Origin of the sequence: Micromonospora sp. WMMA1923, from assembly GCF_049179195.1 — a bacterium.
Taxonomy (GTDB): domain Bacteria; phylum Actinomycetota; class Actinomycetes; order Mycobacteriales; family Micromonosporaceae; genus Micromonospora; species Micromonospora yangpuensis.
Genome location: NZ_JBMHLZ010000001.1, coordinates 5,872,017 through 5,886,434, shown reverse-complemented (window position 1 = coordinate 5,886,434; position 14,418 = coordinate 5,872,017). Strand labels below are relative to the sequence as shown.

The 14,418-nt window shown below is 72.5% G+C and carries 16 protein-coding genes; 6 read left to right on the top strand and 10 right to left on the bottom strand.

Annotated features, from left to right (window positions below):
- The first annotated feature begins 190 nt into the window (after positions 1-190).
- Both ACN28G_RS26780 and ACN28G_RS26775 read left to right on the top strand, forming a co-directional pair.
- Positions 191-769 (top strand): hypothetical protein, encoded by a 579-nt coding sequence (locus ACN28G_RS26780; RefSeq protein WP_421480605.1) that lies wholly within the window; start codon positions 191-193, stop codon positions 767-769.
- Between the two features lie 146 nt (positions 770-915).
- Positions 916-2,754, top strand: coding sequence for an NHL domain-containing thioredoxin family protein (locus ACN28G_RS26775; protein ID WP_421480604.1), 1,839 nt, complete (start codon positions 916-918; stop codon positions 2,752-2,754).
- 55 nt (positions 2,755-2,809) lie between these two features.
- Here ACN28G_RS26775 and ACN28G_RS26770 read toward each other — a convergent pair whose 3' ends face one another.
- Genes ACN28G_RS26770 through ACN28G_RS26760 form a run of 3 tightly spaced genes read right to left on the bottom strand, consistent with a single transcriptional unit; the run spans position 2,810 to position 5,131 of the window.
- Positions 2,810-3,559 (bottom strand): LamB/YcsF family protein, encoded by a 750-nt coding sequence (locus tag ACN28G_RS26770; RefSeq protein WP_421480603.1) that lies wholly within the window; start codon positions 3,557-3,559, stop codon positions 2,810-2,812.
- Positions 3,543-4,511 (bottom strand): biotin-dependent carboxyltransferase family protein, encoded by a 969-nt coding sequence (locus ACN28G_RS26765; RefSeq protein ID WP_421480602.1) that lies wholly within the window; start codon positions 4,509-4,511, stop codon positions 3,543-3,545. The genes ACN28G_RS26770 and ACN28G_RS26765 overlap by 17 nt, the downstream gene beginning before the upstream one ends.
- Positions 4,409-5,131 (bottom strand): 5-oxoprolinase subunit B family protein, encoded by a 723-nt coding sequence (locus tag ACN28G_RS26760; protein WP_421480601.1) that lies wholly within the window; start codon positions 5,129-5,131, stop codon positions 4,409-4,411. Before ACN28G_RS26760 ends, ACN28G_RS26765 begins: the two co-directional genes overlap by 103 nt.
- An 86-nt stretch (positions 5,132-5,217) precedes the next feature.
- Here ACN28G_RS26760 and trhA point away from each other — a divergent pair, with 86 nt between their 5' ends.
- Entirely contained in the window at positions 5,218-5,895 is a 678-nt protein-coding gene (trhA, locus tag ACN28G_RS26755) for a PAQR family membrane homeostasis protein TrhA (RefSeq protein WP_091432811.1), read from the top strand.
- Between the two features lie 137 nt (positions 5,896-6,032).
- On the opposite strand, the gene ACN28G_RS26750 is transcribed toward trhA, so the two are convergent.
- The gene (locus ACN28G_RS26750) at positions 6,033-6,317 is read right to left on the bottom strand and encodes a DUF6458 family protein (protein WP_091432808.1); all 285 of its coding nucleotides are present in this window, start codon (positions 6,315-6,317) and stop codon (positions 6,033-6,035) included.
- A gap of 115 nt (positions 6,318-6,432) precedes the next feature.
- Between ACN28G_RS26750 and ACN28G_RS26745 the strand changes: the two genes are divergently transcribed.
- On the top strand, positions 6,433-6,948 hold the full coding sequence (locus ACN28G_RS26745) for a SixA phosphatase family protein (RefSeq protein WP_421480600.1): 516 nt from the start codon (positions 6,433-6,435) through the stop codon (positions 6,946-6,948).
- Between the two features lie 4 nt (positions 6,949-6,952).
- Here the strand turns inward: ACN28G_RS26745 and ACN28G_RS26740 are convergent, their stop codons facing one another.
- The 5 genes from ACN28G_RS26740 to ACN28G_RS26720 all read right to left on the bottom strand — a co-directional run bounded on the left by ACN28G_RS26740 (position 6,953) and on the right by ACN28G_RS26720 (position 12,180).
- A complete protein-coding gene (locus ACN28G_RS26740) occupies positions 6,953-7,372 on the bottom strand; it encodes a hypothetical protein (protein WP_139135547.1) in 420 nt (139 codons plus the stop codon).
- 192 nt (positions 7,373-7,564) lie between these two features.
- On the bottom strand, positions 7,565-7,834 hold the full coding sequence (locus ACN28G_RS26735; RefSeq protein WP_091432797.1) for a DUF6458 family protein: 270 nt from the start codon (positions 7,832-7,834) through the stop codon (positions 7,565-7,567).
- Between the two features lie 460 nt (positions 7,835-8,294).
- Complete coding sequence (locus ACN28G_RS26730) at positions 8,295-10,151, bottom strand: acyl-CoA dehydrogenase (RefSeq protein WP_421480599.1); 1,857 nt, start codon at positions 10,149-10,151, stop codon at positions 8,295-8,297.
- A 110-nt stretch (positions 10,152-10,261) separates the two neighbouring features.
- The gene (locus ACN28G_RS26725; protein WP_091432790.1) at positions 10,262-11,389 is read right to left on the bottom strand and encodes a PP2C family protein-serine/threonine phosphatase; all 1,128 of its coding nucleotides are present in this window, start codon (positions 11,387-11,389) and stop codon (positions 10,262-10,264) included.
- 101 nt (positions 11,390-11,490) lie between these two features.
- The gene (locus tag ACN28G_RS26720) at positions 11,491-12,180 is read right to left on the bottom strand and encodes a septal ring lytic transglycosylase RlpA family protein (protein WP_091432787.1); all 690 of its coding nucleotides are present in this window, start codon (positions 12,178-12,180) and stop codon (positions 11,491-11,493) included.
- Positions 12,181-12,433: 253 nt separating this feature from the next.
- Between ACN28G_RS26720 and ACN28G_RS26715 the strand changes: the two genes are divergently transcribed.
- Positions 12,434-13,000: a phosphoribosyltransferase gene (locus ACN28G_RS26715; RefSeq protein ID WP_373868339.1), complete on the top strand. Its 567-nt coding sequence runs from the start codon at positions 12,434-12,436 to the stop codon at positions 12,998-13,000.
- Here the strand turns inward: ACN28G_RS26715 and ACN28G_RS26710 are convergent.
- Positions 12,988-13,869 (bottom strand): LLM class flavin-dependent oxidoreductase, encoded by an 882-nt coding sequence (locus ACN28G_RS26710; protein ID WP_091432783.1) that lies wholly within the window; start codon positions 13,867-13,869, stop codon positions 12,988-12,990. The genes ACN28G_RS26715 and ACN28G_RS26710 overlap by 13 nt on opposite strands.
- Here ACN28G_RS26710 and ACN28G_RS26705 point away from each other — a divergent pair.
- A complete protein-coding gene (locus ACN28G_RS26705) occupies positions 13,856-14,359 on the top strand; it encodes a pyridoxamine 5'-phosphate oxidase family protein (RefSeq protein WP_229688282.1) in 504 nt (167 codons plus the stop codon). The two genes, ACN28G_RS26710 and ACN28G_RS26705, sit on opposite strands and share 14 nt — an antisense overlap.
- Positions 14,360-14,418 lie beyond the last annotated feature (59 nt).

Here is a 14,418-nt window from a genome sequence, read left to right as displayed (position 1 = left end):
ACCCGGCACGTCACGGGGGCTGCGGTGTGACACCGCAGCCCCCGTCGGCGTCCCACCACCGCCGTACGAGCCGGACCCGGCTGCGGTGTCGGGCGGGATAAACAGTGAGGTTCGTCGCTCTATCGACTCGGTTCCTCTTGAACCGCAGGGCCTCCGGACCGTAGTCGAGGAGGTCGGTCACCCACGGAGGGTGACCAAGGACTGGAGAGGGTCCGACATGCCTTCACACGGCCCGCCGAATTACAACCCGTTCGACTCCGACGATCAGCAGAGGCTGGCGAATGCCTATCAGGGAGCCCGCGCAAGCAACAGCTGGTACGCGGCGACTGGCGTCGACCCGTCCGACGGCAGAAGTCTGTCCGACAGGCAGCGTGATGAGCGGTACCTCGGCAGGATGAACGAGGCCAGCGATGGCCTCAACGTCTACAGCAGCTTTCTGACCCGTCGCGAGCAGGAGAATGCCGCTGACCTGAGGCAACAGCAGACGGCACAGGCCGCGTACACGCCGGTCCCCTTCTCGGGTCAGGGGCCGACCAGCGGAGCGAGCAGCAGCCAGCAGCCTTCCGCGGCCTTCAGTTCGCGGCAGACCCACACGTCCCAGACTGCGACTGACGTCGAGCGGGAAATCGCAAGGGCCGCGGCCATGCGGCAGTCCAGTTTCCCGGCCGGGGGCTCCGGGCAGGGCCCTGGCAGCGGTCAGCCCCCCGCCCAGCAGGGACAACAGTATGGACAGGCAAGCAGCAGGAAGGCCGCGCCGAAGGGCCCGTGACCGATAGTTGATCTCCGGCCAGCCGCCTCACCCCCGGTGACCCACCGCTGACGCCGGACCCGCGCCGTTCGCATTGCGGGCCCGGCCGGCGGCGGGTTGCCGGGGGTGCCGGGCGGGGTGCACCGTGGCGTGGCAGGGTTGATCGCATGGCTACCTCGCCCCGCGTCCGTGCGCCCGAACTCAAGGGCCGTCAGTGGTTGAACACCGGCGGACGGGACCTCACCCTCGCCGACCTGCGCGGGCGCATTCTGATCTTGGACTTCTGGACGTTCTGCTGCATCAACTGCCTGCACGTCCTGGACGAGCTACGGCCGTTGGAGCAGAAGTACGCCGACGTCCTGGTCGCCGTCGGCGTCCACTCGCCCAAGTTCGAGCACGAGAAGGACCCGGCGGCACTGGCGGCGGCGGTCGAGCGGTACGGGGTACACCATCCGGTCCTCGACGACCCGGAGCTGGACATGTGGCAGCAGTACGCGGCCCGCGCCTGGCCGACGCTGGCGGTGGTCGACCCCGAGGGGTACGTGGTGGCCACCATGGCCGGCGAGGGTCACGCCGAGGGACTGACCCGGCTGATCGACGAGCTGATCGGGGTACACGAGGCCAAGGGCACGCTACGTCGGGGCGACGGACCGTACGTGCCGCCCGCCGAGCCGGAGACGGCGCTGCGTTTCCCCGGCAAGGCGGTGGCGCTGCCCGACGGGCACCTGCTGGTCTCCGACTCGGCCCGGCACCGGCTGGTCGAGTTGGAGCCGGACGGCGAGACCCCGGTCCGGGTGATCGGCAGCGGTCAGCGGGGGCGGGCCGACGGGCCGGCCGAGGCGGCCAGCTTCGCCGAGCCGCAGGGGCTGTGCCTGCTGCCGAGGCACGTCGCCGAGGTGGCCGGGTACGACCTGGTGGTCGCGGACACCGTCAACCACCTGCTGCGCGGCGTACGGCTGGCCACCGGTGAGGTGACGACGGTGGCCGGGACGGGCCGGCCGTGGCGCTCCACGGTGGACGACCACGCGCACGACGCGGTCTCCGTCGACCTCTCCTCCCCCTGGGACCTGGCCTGGTACGACGGCAAGGTGATCGTGGCGATGGCCGGCATTCACCAGCTCTGGTGGTTCGACCCGGTAAAGCGGACCGCCGGAATGTACGCCGGCACCACGGTGGAGGCGTTGCGCGACGGCCCGCTGCCGGACGTCTGGCTGGCCCAGCCCTCCGGCCTCGCCGCCTCCGCCGACGGCATCCGGCTGTGGGTCGCCGACAGCGAGACCAGTGCCCTCCGGTACGTCGAGGACGGCGTGTTGAGCACCGCGGTGGGGCAGGGGCTGTTCGACTTCGGGCACGTGGACGGGCCGGCCGACCAGGCGCTCCTGCAGCATCCGCTCGGGGTCTGCGCGCTGCCCGACGGTTCGGTGCTGGTGGCGGACACGTACAACGGGGCGGTCCGGCGGTTCGACCCCGCGACCGGGCTGGTCGGCACGGTGGCCGGTGGGCTCGCCGAGCCGAGCGACCTGGTGCTGACCGCCGACGGCGCGGTGCTCGTGGTCGAGTCGGCGGCGCACCGGCTGACCCAGCTCGCCCCGGGGGCGCTCACCGCGACCGGTGCGGACACCGTGGCCGGGCCCCGGCACCGGACCGAGCGCCGCCCCACCGACCTGGCTCCGGGTGAGGTCACCCTGGAGGTGGTCTTCACCCCCGCGCCGGGGCAGAAGCTCGACGAGACGTACGGACCGTCGACCCGGCTGGTGGTCTCCGCCTCGCCACCGGAGCTGCTGCTCTCCGGGGCGGGCACCGGCACCGACCTGTCCCGGCCGCTGGTGGTCAATCCGGCGGTCGCCGAGGGGGTGCTCCAGGTGGTGGCGCAGGCCGCGACCTGCGACGCGGACGTCGAGCACGCGGCCTGCCACCTGACCCGTCAGGACTGGGGCGTGCCGGTCCGGGTGGTCGACGGTGCCCCCACCCGGCTCCCGCTAGTCCTGCGCGGCCTGGACCCCTGAGGTGTAAGGAGGGGGCCCTTTTAGTACAGAAAGCGTTAGGAAGGGGCCCTTCCTTTCACGCGAAGGGGGTGAGCGTGACCCCGGCGGCGGTGAGCGCGGCCCGTACCGCCGTCGCGGCGGCGACCGCGCCGGGGGTGTCGCCGTGCAGGCAGATCGACTCGACGGGGCAGGCGACCACGGTGCCGTCGACGGCGACGACGGTCCGCTCGGTGGCCAGCCGGACCGCCTGGGCGGCCACCGCGTCGGGGTCGGTGAGCAGGGCACCGGGGTGGGTGCGCGGGGTGAGCGCGCCGGTGGGCAGGTAACCCCGGTCGGCGAAGCCCTCGGCGACCACCCGCAGCCCGGCCCCGACCGCGAGTTGGGCCAGCACCGAGCCGGGTGAGCAGAGCAGCGGCAGTTCGTGGTCGACGTCGTTGACCGCCGCCACCAGCGCCGCTGCCTGTGTCTCGTCGGTGGCCGCCGCGTGGTAGAGCGCCCCGTGCGGCTTCAGGTAGCGCACCCGGGTCCGGTACAGCCGGCAGAACCCGTCCAGGGCCGCGAGCTGGTACGTCACCTCGTCGCGCAGCTCCGTGAAGTCGTACGCGATGTGCCGGCGGCCGAAGCCGGCCAGGTCGCGGTAGCCGACCTGGGCGCCGACGGCGACGCCGCGATCGGCGGCGGCGGCGCAGACCCGGCGCATGGTGGACGGGTCACCGGCGTGGAAGCCGCAGGCCACGTTGGCCGAGGTGATCACGTCGAGCAGCGCCTCGTCGTCGCCGAGCCGCCAGATCCCGAATCCCTCGCCGAGGTCAGCGTTGAGGTCCATGGAATGTCACCGTAGTCCCCGGCCGGGCCTGCGCGAGCCCGGTCACGTCGGTCACCACCCCGATCACCGGGTACCCGCCGGTGGTCGGATGGTCGGCCAGGAAGATCAACGGCTGGCCGTCCGCCGGCACCTGCACCGCCCCCAGCACCAAGGGTTCGCTTGGCAGTTCCCCGGCCACCGCGCGGGGCAGCGGCGCGCCGGTCAGTCGCGCCCCGATCCGGTTGCTCCGCACCCCCACCGTGTACGGGGTGCCGAGCAGCCGCTCCACCGCCTGCGGGGTGAACCAGTCCTCCCGCGGGCCGAGTCGCAGGTCCAGCCGCAGCTGCTCGGGCACCGGCCGGCCGAGGGTGACGTCGACCCCGGCCGGGCCGCCGACCGGGGTGCCCAGGGGCAGCCGGTCGCCGTCGCGGAGCGGGGGTGGGCCGAGGCCGGAGAGCAGGTCGGTGGCGCGGCTGCCGAGCACCGGTGGCACGTCGAGGCCGCCGGCCACCGCCAGGTAGCTGCGTACCCCCTGGTCTACCGGGCCGATCCGCAACCGCACCCCGGCCGGTACGGCGATCGGCAGGTCGACGTCCGCCGGCCGGTTCCCGACCCGGACCCGCGCGGGCGGGCCGGTGACGGCGACCGTGCCGGCCCGGGACAGGGTCAGCTCGCAGCCGGTCAGGGTGATCTCCAGGCCGGCGGCCGTCTCCGGGTTGCCGACCAGCCGGTTGGCCAGCCGCAGCGCCCCCGGGTCGAGCGCACCGGACCGGGGTACGCCCAGGTGCGCCCAGCCGGGCCGGCCGAGGTCCTGCACGGTGGTCAACGCGCCGGCCCGGAGCACGGTCAGCGTCCCGGCGGGAGCCGACGTCACGCGGACACCAGCCGGACCCGGGTGCCGGGGGTGAGCCGGGCGGGCGGGTCGGCGTGTACGTCGAAGAGGGGCAGGTCGGTGCGGCCGACCAGTTGCCATCCGCCGGGCGACTCGGTCGGGTAGATCCCGGCGTACGGCCCGGCCAGCGCCACCGAGCCGGCCGGCACCCGGGTCCGCGGGGTGGCCCGTCGGGGCACCGCCTGCTCGGCGGGGAGCCCGGTCAGGTACGCGAAGCCGGGTGCGAAGCCGCAGAAGGCCACCCGGAACTCGGTGCCGGTCAGCCGCCGGATCACCTCGGGTACGCCGGTCCGCCAGTGTTCCGCGACGGCGGCGAGGTCCGGGCCGTTCCACTCGGTGGGCACCTCGACCAGCCAGCCGGCACCCGGGCCGGCGCTGGTGGGCTGCGGCTCGGCGCTGGTGGTCTGCGTGCCGGCGCTGGTGGGCCGCGTGCCGGCGCTGGTGGGCCGCGTACCGGCGCTGGTGGGATCCGGTTCGGCGGTGGGTGCCGGGCCCGGGGTCCAGCCGGCGAGGCGGGCGGCGAGGCGGTGCGGGTCGGGCACCCCGTCGAGCAGCAGGGTCTGCGCCCCCGGCACGATCTCGACGGCGGTCAGCTCCCCGCCCTGGCGGCGTCGCCACAGCTCCGCGCGCCACGCCTCGACCTGTGCCGGGTCGGCGCAGTCGAGCAACAGGGCGTGTCGGCCGACGGGTCGGATCCGCATCCCGTCATCCTGCCGCATCCGGCGACGCGAACATCGTGACCGGTGCCACTACCTGAAAGTAACCTACGGTGCCGTAACCTTTAGTCGTGACCACCTCCGCACCGCTTCGCATGAAGCCGGTCGACATCGGCAAACCCCGGATGCGCGGCTGGCTGCACACCTACGCGTTCTTCGTCGCGCTCGTCTGCGGCATCGTCCTCTGCTCGATCGCGGCCTCCCGACCAGGCTGGGCCCCACTGGTCAGCACGGCCATCTACAGCCTGACCGTGTGCGGGCTCTTCGGCACCAGCGCGCTCTACCACCGTCGGGTCTGGACGGAGCGCGGCTACCAGGTGATGCGCCGGATGGACCACTCGATGATCTTCGTGTTCATCGCCGGCACGTACACCCCGTTCTGCGTCCTGCTGCTGGAGCCCCGACCGGCGACCGCGATGCTCGCCCTGGTCTGGGGCGGCGCGCTGGGCGGCGTGGCGGTGAAGCTGATCTGGCCGCACGCGCCGCGCTGGGTCTCCGCCCCGCTCTACCTGGCCCTGGGCTGGGTGTCGGTGGTGATGCTGCCGGCGATCCTGCACGTCGGCGGGGTGACCGCGCTGGTGCTGCTGGCCGTCGGCGGCGCGATCTACAGCGTCGGCGCGGTCTGCTACGCGCTGCGCCGGCCCAACCCGTGGCCCACGGTCTTCGGCCACCACGAGTTCTTCCACGCCTGCACCCTGGTGGCCGCGATCTGCCACCACATCGCCATCTACTTCGCCCTGTTCGCCTGAGACCCTGTCGCCTGAGACCCTGTCCGCCTGAGTCCCTGTTCGCCTGAGTCCCTGTTCGACCGAGTCCCGGACACCCCTGGACAGCACTCGGGGGACCCGCGTCGTTGCGGGTCCCCCGAGAGGTCCGGGTGGTTCGGTCAGACGGGGTAGCCCGGGCCGCGTACCTCGCGGTGCTCCCGCACCACCTGCTCGCGGACGGGCACGGCGCGCTCGGTGACCACCCGGTTCTCGGCGACCGGGGCCGCGACCACCGGGCGGCGGCGGGAGTTCCAGAAGTAGAGGGTGGTGATCAGGCCGGCGAGCCCGGCGAGCATCAGCACCCAGCCGACGACACTCAGGTTGAGCCACCCGAGATTCGCCTCCACGGCGAACGCGAAGATCGCCCCCACCGCGATGAGGAAGATACTGCCACCGATGCCCATCTTGTCGCCTCCTTGGCGTCCAGCTGGCGTTTCCTACCGCCGCGGCCACTGCTGAGGTTGCGGCTCCCATCGACATACCCCGGCATCGAGATCACCAATCCGGCAAGCTGGCACCATGACGGACGACCCGGGTACCGAACGCACCCTGCTGCTGTTGCGGCACGCCAAGGCCGAATCGCCCCGGGGCGTCCCGGATGTCGACCGGCCGCTGAGCGCCCGGGGCGAGACCGACGCCTCGGCCGTCGGGGCCTGGCTGGCCCGGCACACCCTGCTGCCGGACGTGGTGCTCTGCTCACCGGCCCGCCGGACCCGGGAAACCTGGCAGGCCGTGGCGGTGGGGATGACCGGCGATCCGCCGGAGGGTGGCCCGGCCGGCGCCACCCCGGTCGTCCGCGCCGAGGCCGGCATCTACCAGGCCCTGCCACAGACCCTGTTGGCGCTGCTCCGGACGGTGCCGTCGACGGCGACCACGGTCCTGCTGGTCGGCCACAACCCGGGGGTGTCGCTGCTCTCCGGCCTGCTGGATCCGGCCGGGGTCCCGGTCGAACTGCGTACCGCCGAACTGGCGACGCACCGGTTCCGGGGACCCTGGTCGACGCTGGCCGCCGGCCGGGCCCCCCGGAACCGGTGACGGCTCAGTCGCCGGCGGCCAGCGCGGTGACCGGGCTGACCCGGGCGGCCCGGTCTGCCGGCAACAGCCCGGCCAGCGCGGTCGCCCCCGTCAACGCCACGGCCACCAGGAGCAACTGTCCTGTCGGGAAGGTGACCGGCGCGTGCTCGCCGACGGCCAGCACCGCCAGGGTCGCGTACGGTCCCGCCAGCAGCAGGCCGAGCAGCGCGCCGATCAGGCCGTAGCGAGGGTTACGGCGTCCCCGGGGGACTCCGTGGTGGAGACGGTCCGCGCCGCCGCCTCCGGCGACGCGCTGATCAGCCCCTCGATCACGGTACGACTGCTGCGGCACCTCAACGCGCCGACCACCCCGGCCGGCGCCCCACCGGGCAGCCTTCTCCCCACGGGAGCTGGAGGTGGCGCGGCTGGTCGCCCGGGGTGCCACCAACGCCGGGATCGCCGCCTGGGCCTGGGAACACCGCCTGCTCGACTGATCCCCGCAGCCTGGCCGCAGCGGCCCGGTACTTCGGCCGGGCGGGCACCTCGGCCAGGCGACCGGGCGGGCACCTCGGCCAGGCGCCGGGCGGGCATCTCGGCCAGGCGGCCGGGCGGGCACCTCGGCCAGGCGCCGGGCGGGTCAGGACGGAGGTGCGGTGGGCGGCGGCGGGTCCGGCGGTGGCGGCATCATCGCCGTCGGGTGCGACAGCCGGTTCTCCTCCACGATCAGCGTCCGGGCCCGCTTGCGCCGGTCCTGCCAGAACCAGAGCGTGGTAAGCAGTACGGCCAGCCCGGCCAGGATGAACACCCAGCCGACCGCGCGCAGGTCGACCCACCAGATGTTGGCTCTGAGGGCGAAGGTCAGGATCGCGCCGATGGCGATCAGGAAGATGCCGCTACCAATACCCATGTCCGCTGCACTCCCCCGTGCGGTGGCCTGCGGGCGTGCTCGTCTGCTGCCGACCCCCGCATACCCGACCTGTCCCGCCCCTACCCGCCCGCGCCCCACCGATACCGCGCCCGGAACCGCCCCACGGCAGACGGCAGCTCTCTTTCCAGGAAACAGTGCTCTCCCGTCGCCCTGACCGGACTACATCCCTGATTCAGCGCGCCAACACCCACATCAGGTCACCACATCCCTGATTCAGCGCGCCACGCCCCCATCAGGCCACCACATCCAGGAAAGAGGCGATCCGGACGGGCGGACGTCCACCACATCCAGGAAAGAGGCAATGCGGACGGGCGGACGTCCACCACATCCAGGAAAGAGCGGAAGCGCGCTGGCCGGCGAGCGGAGCTCGCCGGCCAGGGTGGGTGGAGCTCGCCGGCCAGGGTGGGTGGAGCTCGCCGGCCAGGGTGGGTGGAAGCGGTCAGAAGGCCTCTTCCGGGAGGTCCATCAGGTCCAGGTCGGTGCCCTCGACGATCCGCCGGTCGGCGCCGATGCGGGGCAGCACCTCGCGGGCGAAGAACCGGGCGGCGGCGACCTTGCCGGTGTAGAACGCCTGGTCGGTCGGGGAGACCTCGCCGGCCAGGGCGCGCAGGGCCACGTCGGCCTGCCGCTGCAGCAGCCAGCCCACGATCACGTCACCGATCGCCAGCAGGAACCGGCGGCTGCTCAGCCCCACCTTGTAGAGGGCGCGGGTGTCACCGGCCTGGGCCTCGCCCAGCCAGCCGGTCAGCACGGCGAGGATGCTCTGCACCTCGGTGAGCGCCTTGCCGAGCGCCTGCCGCTCCTGCTTGAGCTGGCCGTTGCCGCCCTCGGCGGTGATGAACTCCTGGATCTCGCCGGCCACCGTCAGCAGGGCCTTGCCCTGGTCCCGGACGATCTTCCGGAAGACCAGGTCGAGGCTCTGGATGGCGGTGGTGCCCTCGTACAGGGTGTCGATCTTGGCGTCCCGGACGTACTGCTCCAGCGGGTAGTCCTGGAGGAAACCGGAGCCGCCGAAGGTCTGCAACGACTCGTGACCGAGCAGCTCGTAGGCGCGCTCCGAGCCGACCCCCTTGACCAGCGGCAGGAGCAGGTCGTTCACCCGCTTGCCCAGGGCCACGGTCGGCTCGTCACCGGCCGCCTCGGCGATGGCCACCCGGTCCTGCCAGGAGGCGGTGTAGCAGACCAGGGCCCGCAACCCCTCGGCGTACGACTTCTGCAGCATCAGCGAACGGCGGACGTCCGGGTGGTGGGTGATGGTGACCCGGGGCGCGGTCTTGTCGGCCATCTGGGTCAGGTCGGCGCCCTGCACCCGGTTCTTCGCGTACTCCAGGGCGTTGAGGTAGCCGGTGGAGAGGGTGGCGATGGCCTTGGTGCCGACCATCATCCGGGCGTACTCGATGATCATGAACATCTGCCGGATGCCGTCGTGCTTCTCGCCGAGCAGCCAGCCCCTGGCCGGTACGCCGTGCTCGCCGAAGGTCACCTCGCAGGTGTTGGAGACCTTCAGCCCCATCTTGTGCTCGACGTTGGTGGCGTAGACGCCGTTGCGCTCACCCAGGTCACCGGTGGTGGAGTCGAAGTGGAACTTCGGCACCACGAAGAGCGAGAGCCCCTTGGTGCCGGGGCCGCCGACGCCCTCGACGCCGACCGGGCGGGCCAGCACGTAGTGCACGATGTTCTCGCTCAGGTCGTGCTCGCCGGAGGTGATGAAGCGCTTGACGCCCTCCAGGTGCCACGAGCCGTCCGGCTGCGGGATCGCCCGGGTCCGGCCGGCGCCGACGTCCGAACCGGCGTCCGGCTCGGTGAGGACCATGGTGGAGCCCCACTGCCGTTCGATGAAGAACTTGGCCCACCGCTTCTGCTCCTCGGTGCCCTCGACGTGCAGCACGTGGGCGAAGGAGGGGCCGGAGGCGTACATCCAGACCGGGGCGTTCGCGCCGAGCACCATCTCGGCGAGCGACCACCAGAGGGTACGCGGGGCGGGGGTGCCGTCCAGGTCGCCCGGGAGGTCCAGCCGCCAGAACTCGGAGTCCATGAACGCCTGGTACGACTTCTTGAACGACTCCGGCAGCGGTGCGGTGTGGGTGGCCGGGTCGTACACCGGCGGGTTGCGGTCGCCGTCCAGATAGCTGGCGGCGAGGTCCTCGCGGGCGAGTCGGTCGACCTCGGCGAGGAAGCTGCGTGCGGTGTCGACGTCCAGATCCGAGTACGGCGCCTGGCCGAACGCCCGATCCGCGCCGAAGACCTCGAACAGGTTGAACTCAAGGTCCCGGAGGTTGCTCTTGTAGTGGGTCATGTTCCGCTGGCCCCGCTTCCCGGACAGGCGTTACCGATCAGTAACCACACTATATTACCGACCGGTAGGCAGCGACAACCCGAATTTTCTCGCGGTGGGTAGGCGGACGCTCACGCCTCGGCCGCGCCCACCTCCCAGCTCGGCACCGCCACGGCCCGAGTGCTGCGCGGCCCGGCGTACTCCATCAGGACCAGGGCGATGTCGTCGTCGAGCTGGCCGTGCACCCACTCGACAAGCGCGGCCTCCAGGGAGGCCAGACCGTCGCCGACGGTGCCGTGGCCGAGCAACCGCCAGGCCCGGTCGGCGGTGGGGAAGAACTCACCGTCCCGACGCGCCTCACCCAACCCGTCGGTGAACAGCAGCAACCGGTCGCCGGGTTCGAGCCGCTCCACCCGGGTCCGGACCACCGGCATGAAGCCCAGCGGTGGTGCCGGGGCGGGCGGCTCCAGCGGGATCACCTTGCCCCGGCGCAACAGCAGCGGCGGCGGATGGCCGCAGTTCACAATGGTCAGCGTGCCGCCACGCTCCTCCACCAGGGCGGCGGTCACGAAGTCCTCGTCGCCCACGTTGCGGGCCACCGCCCGGTCCAGGTCGGCCACGATCGCCCGCAGATCCGCCCGCTCGAACGCCACGTGCCGGTAGGAGCCCAGCACGATGCTGGCCAGCCGGACCGCGTCCAGCCCCTTGCCCCGCACGTCGCCGATGATCATGCGGACGCCGTACGGGGTGTCGATCGCCTCGTAGAGGTCACCACCGATCTCGGCGGTGGCGGTGGAGGAGATGTACCGGCCGGCGACCGCGAGCGTGCCTACCTGCGGGCCGAGCGGCCGGAGCACCGCCTGCTGGGCCACGGTGGCGAGCTTCGACAACTCGACGAGCTGCTCGGCCTGCCGCTGCCGGATCGCCGCCACCACCCCGGAGAGCACGGTGGCCACCGCCACCGTGGTCACGCCGACGGCAGCCACCACCGACATGGTCGGCTCGGTCAGCGCGAAGACCGCGCCGACGACGGTCGCCGCCGCGCCCACCCCCAGCACCACCCGCCAGGAGGTGACCGCCGCGGCCAGCAGCGGCGCGGCGGCGGCCAACGGTACGAACCGGACGGTGCTGCGGTCGGCCAGCTCCAGCACGCAGACGAACGCGAGCAGGACGACGGCCGCGCCGAGGCCGGCGCGGGATCCGGGGTTCAGCGGGCCGCGACCCGACTGGGAGGGATGCGTGCGTACGAGGGACAGCATGCCTGATCCTCGTGAACAGGTGAATGAACCTGGCCCGTCGTCCTAGCCGGTTCTGCCCGGCTGGACCCCCGCGCCGGACCGACGGCCGACGGAAACCGGGCTCAGCCGAGCACCTCGTAACGCACCGTGAACGCGCCAACGTCCAGCGAGGCGATCTCGGCGAACGCGGCACGGGACAGGTCCAGGCAGCGGCCGGCGATGAACGGGCCGCGGTCGTTGATGCGTACCGTGACCGAGGCGCCGGTGTCCGGGTTGGTGACCCGGACCCGGGTGTTGAAGGGCAGGGTCTTGTGCGCGGCGGTCAACTCGTTCGGGTTGAACGCCTCACCGTTCGCGGTGACCTGCCCGGAGGCGTAGAAGGAGGCCCCGCAGGTGCCGCTGTCGACCACGGTCGCGGTGGGCTTCTTCGCCGCGGTCGTCGCCGGTGCGGCCGGCTTCGCGGCCGTCGACTTCGGTGGGCTCGGCTTCGGCTTCGGCGCGGTGGTGCGGGCCCGGCTGCGCGACGCCGCCTCGGTACGGCTCGGCTTCGGGCTGGGCGAGGCGCTCGGTGAGGTGGTCGGGCTCGGAGAAGCGGTCACGCCGGGTGACCCCGTCACACTCGGTTCGACCGGGACGGAGCTGGGCGGCAGCGGATCGACGAACGCCGGCTGCGGCGCCGTCCCGGCCGGTCCGGCGGTCAGCTGTACGGCACCGACGGTGCCGCCGACGGCCAGCGCGACACCGACGACGGCGGTGGCCGCGATCCCGGCCGGCGAGGAGAGGATTCGGGTACGCAGGGAGCTGCCAGTCACCGGCCGGTCCTTTCACCGTTGCAACAAATCGGTCGGACCGTAACGAGAGAAGCACTTACGAAGTCAACCTGATCATGATGTTAAGTCTGCATTTGAGGGGATACGTGTGGCCGATCATCCGACCCGTCCTGGCCCGGACGACCGCCGTACCGACCCGGGCGACCGCCCCGACCTGGGTGAGTGCCCTACTTACCCGGGCGACCGCCCCGACCTGGGTGAGCGCCGCGCCGACTCGGGCGACCGCCGGGCCGACCTGGTTACGCGCCGCGCCGACCTGGCCGAGCGGCTGGTCAGCCGGTTCCGCTGGGTTGATCCGGGGCCGGCCAGTAGTCACCTGGTAAGCGACGTCTCCGGGTGGTGGCGCGACCCGGAGATCCTGGCCGAGCTGGGGCCTGCGTTGGTCGCGCCGTTCCGGGGCGAGCGTCCCACGGTGGTGGTCTCACCCGCCGTGACCGGCCTGATCCTCGGCCCGCTCGCGGCGACCGCCCTCGGGGTCGGCTTCGTGCCGGCACACAAACCGACCGACGGCAGGCTGCCACCCGGGGCGACGACCTGGGCGCAGAGCGCACCGGACTTCCGGGGCCGACGGGTCGCACTCGGCCTCCGCGACCAGCACCTCGACGCCTCCGACCGGGTGCTGGTGGTCGACGACTGGGTGGCCACCGGGGCACAGGTCCGGGCGATCGCCGAGATCTGCGCGGCCCGGGGAGCACTGCTGGTCGGCACCGCCGCCGTCGTCGTCACCTGCCCACCCGAGATCGCCACGACACTACGGATACGCGGCCTGCTCGACCCGGCCCGCCTCGATCAGCTGGCTTGAATCTCCGGCAGGACCGAGGTCGCCACCTCGGTCAGCACCGCCTCGTCACCGGCGTACCAGCTGCGCTCCCGTGGCCAGTGCGTGATCACGTCGGTGAAGCCGAGGTCGGCGGCCCGGCGTACCTGCGCGGCGAAGAACTCGGCGCTGCTCAGCGAGAAGACCGGTGCCGAGTCCAACGACAGGTACCGGTCCACCGTGGCAGCGTCGCGGCCCTGCGCGGCCAACGTCCGGTCGAACCGCTCGGCCAACTCGGCCACGCTGTCCCACCAGGCCTCCAGATCCTCGACGTCCGCCCCGATGGTGACCCAGCCCTGCCCGAACCGGGCCGCCAACCGCATCGACCGGGGACCGTTCGCGGCCACCACGAACGGCACCCGGGGCCGCTGCACGCAACCCGGGTTGTTCCGCGCGTCCACCGCCGCGTACCACTCGCCGCGCCAGGTCGTACCGTCGGTCCGCAGCACCCGGTCGAGCAGCTCGGTGAACTCGGCGAACCGGTCCACCCGCCGTCGCGGCGGCAACGTCTCACCACCGAGGACGGTCGCGTCGAAACCGATCCCGCCGGCGCCGACACCGAGCAGCAACCGACCGGCGGAGATGTCGTCGAGCGCGGTCACCTGTCGGGCGAACGAGACCGGATGCCGGAAGTTCGGCGACGCCACCAGCGTGCCCAGCCGGATCCGTGAGGTCACTGCGGCGGCGGCGGTCAGCGTCGGCACCGCGTCGAACCACGGCCCGTCCACCAGATCCCGCCAGCCCAGGTGGTCGTACGTCCAGGCGTGGTCGAAGCCCCACTGCTCCACCTGCCGCCACCGGTGCTCGACCCGCGCCCAGCGTTGGTCGGGAAGAATCACGATGCCGATCCGCATGGCCGCCAGCCTACGACGGCAGGAGGAGGGCGGGACCCCGCCGCTGGGCTGCGCCGCGCTGGGGGTGCGGTGGGCGTCGACCTGGTTCCATGGCTCGATGAGTGGTTCGACGGTTCCGCTGCCGCACGACGTCCGGCTGCGGTTGGCGGATGAGCGCAACGTCTGGCTCTGCACGCTGCGCGGCGACGGTTCCCCGCACGTGACCCCGGTCTGGTTCGTGTACCTCGACTGCGTCTGGTGGATCGGTTGCGACGGGCGAAGCGTCAAGGTCCGCAACGTCCGGGCCGATCCCCGGGTGTCCCTGGCCCTGGAGGATGGGGTCGCCCCGGTGGTCGCCGAAGGTGCCGCCCGGGTGCACCACGCCGACTTCCCCGCGCCGATCGTGACCGCGTTCGCCGGCAAGTACGCCGGTTGGGACATCCGGGGCGACGACCGGGTGCTGCTGGAGGTGCCGGTACGCCGGTGGCTGCTGGCCGGCACCGCCCAGTGAGACCGGCGACCACCCCAAACCGCGAGGCATCGTAGCGGCCTGCATGGGTATATGGAAGC

Excerpts from the sequence above, each read along its gene's own strand:
- ACN28G_RS26775 (WP_421480604.1), top strand. The coding sequence starts at position 916 with ATGGCTACCTCGCCCCGCGTCCGTGCGCCCGAACTCAAGGGCCGTCAG.
- ACN28G_RS26770 (WP_421480603.1), bottom strand. The coding sequence starts at position 3,559 with ATGGACCTCAACGCTGACCTCGGCGAGGGATTCGGGATCTGGCGGCTC.
- ACN28G_RS26765 (WP_421480602.1), bottom strand. The coding sequence starts at position 4,511 with ATGGCAACTGGTCGGCCGCACCGACCTGCCCCTCTTCGACGTACACGC.
- ACN28G_RS26760 (WP_421480601.1), bottom strand. The coding sequence starts at position 5,131 with ATGCGGATCCGACCCGTCGGCCGACACGCCCTGTTGCTCGACTGCGCC.
- ACN28G_RS26750 (WP_091432808.1), bottom strand. The coding sequence starts at position 6,317 with ATGGGCATCGGTGGCAGTATCTTCCTCATCGCGGTGGGGGCGATCTTC.
- ACN28G_RS26745 (WP_421480600.1), top strand. The coding sequence starts at position 6,433 with ATGACGGACGACCCGGGTACCGAACGCACCCTGCTGCTGTTGCGGCAC.
- ACN28G_RS26735 (WP_091432797.1), bottom strand. The coding sequence starts at position 7,834 with ATGGGTATTGGTAGCGGCATCTTCCTGATCGCCATCGGCGCGATCCTG.
- ACN28G_RS26730 (WP_421480599.1), bottom strand. The coding sequence starts at position 10,151 with ATGACCCACTACAAGAGCAACCTCCGGGACCTTGAGTTCAACCTGTTC.
- ACN28G_RS26725 (WP_091432790.1), bottom strand. The coding sequence starts at position 11,389 with ATGCTGTCCCTCGTACGCACGCATCCCTCCCAGTCGGGTCGCGGCCCG.
- ACN28G_RS26705 (WP_229688282.1), top strand. The coding sequence starts at position 13,856 with ATGCCGATCCGCATGGCCGCCAGCCTACGACGGCAGGAGGAGGGCGGG.
- ACN28G_RS26710 (WP_091432783.1), bottom strand. The coding sequence starts at position 13,869 with ATGCGGATCGGCATCGTGATTCTTCCCGACCAACGCTGGGCGCGGGTC.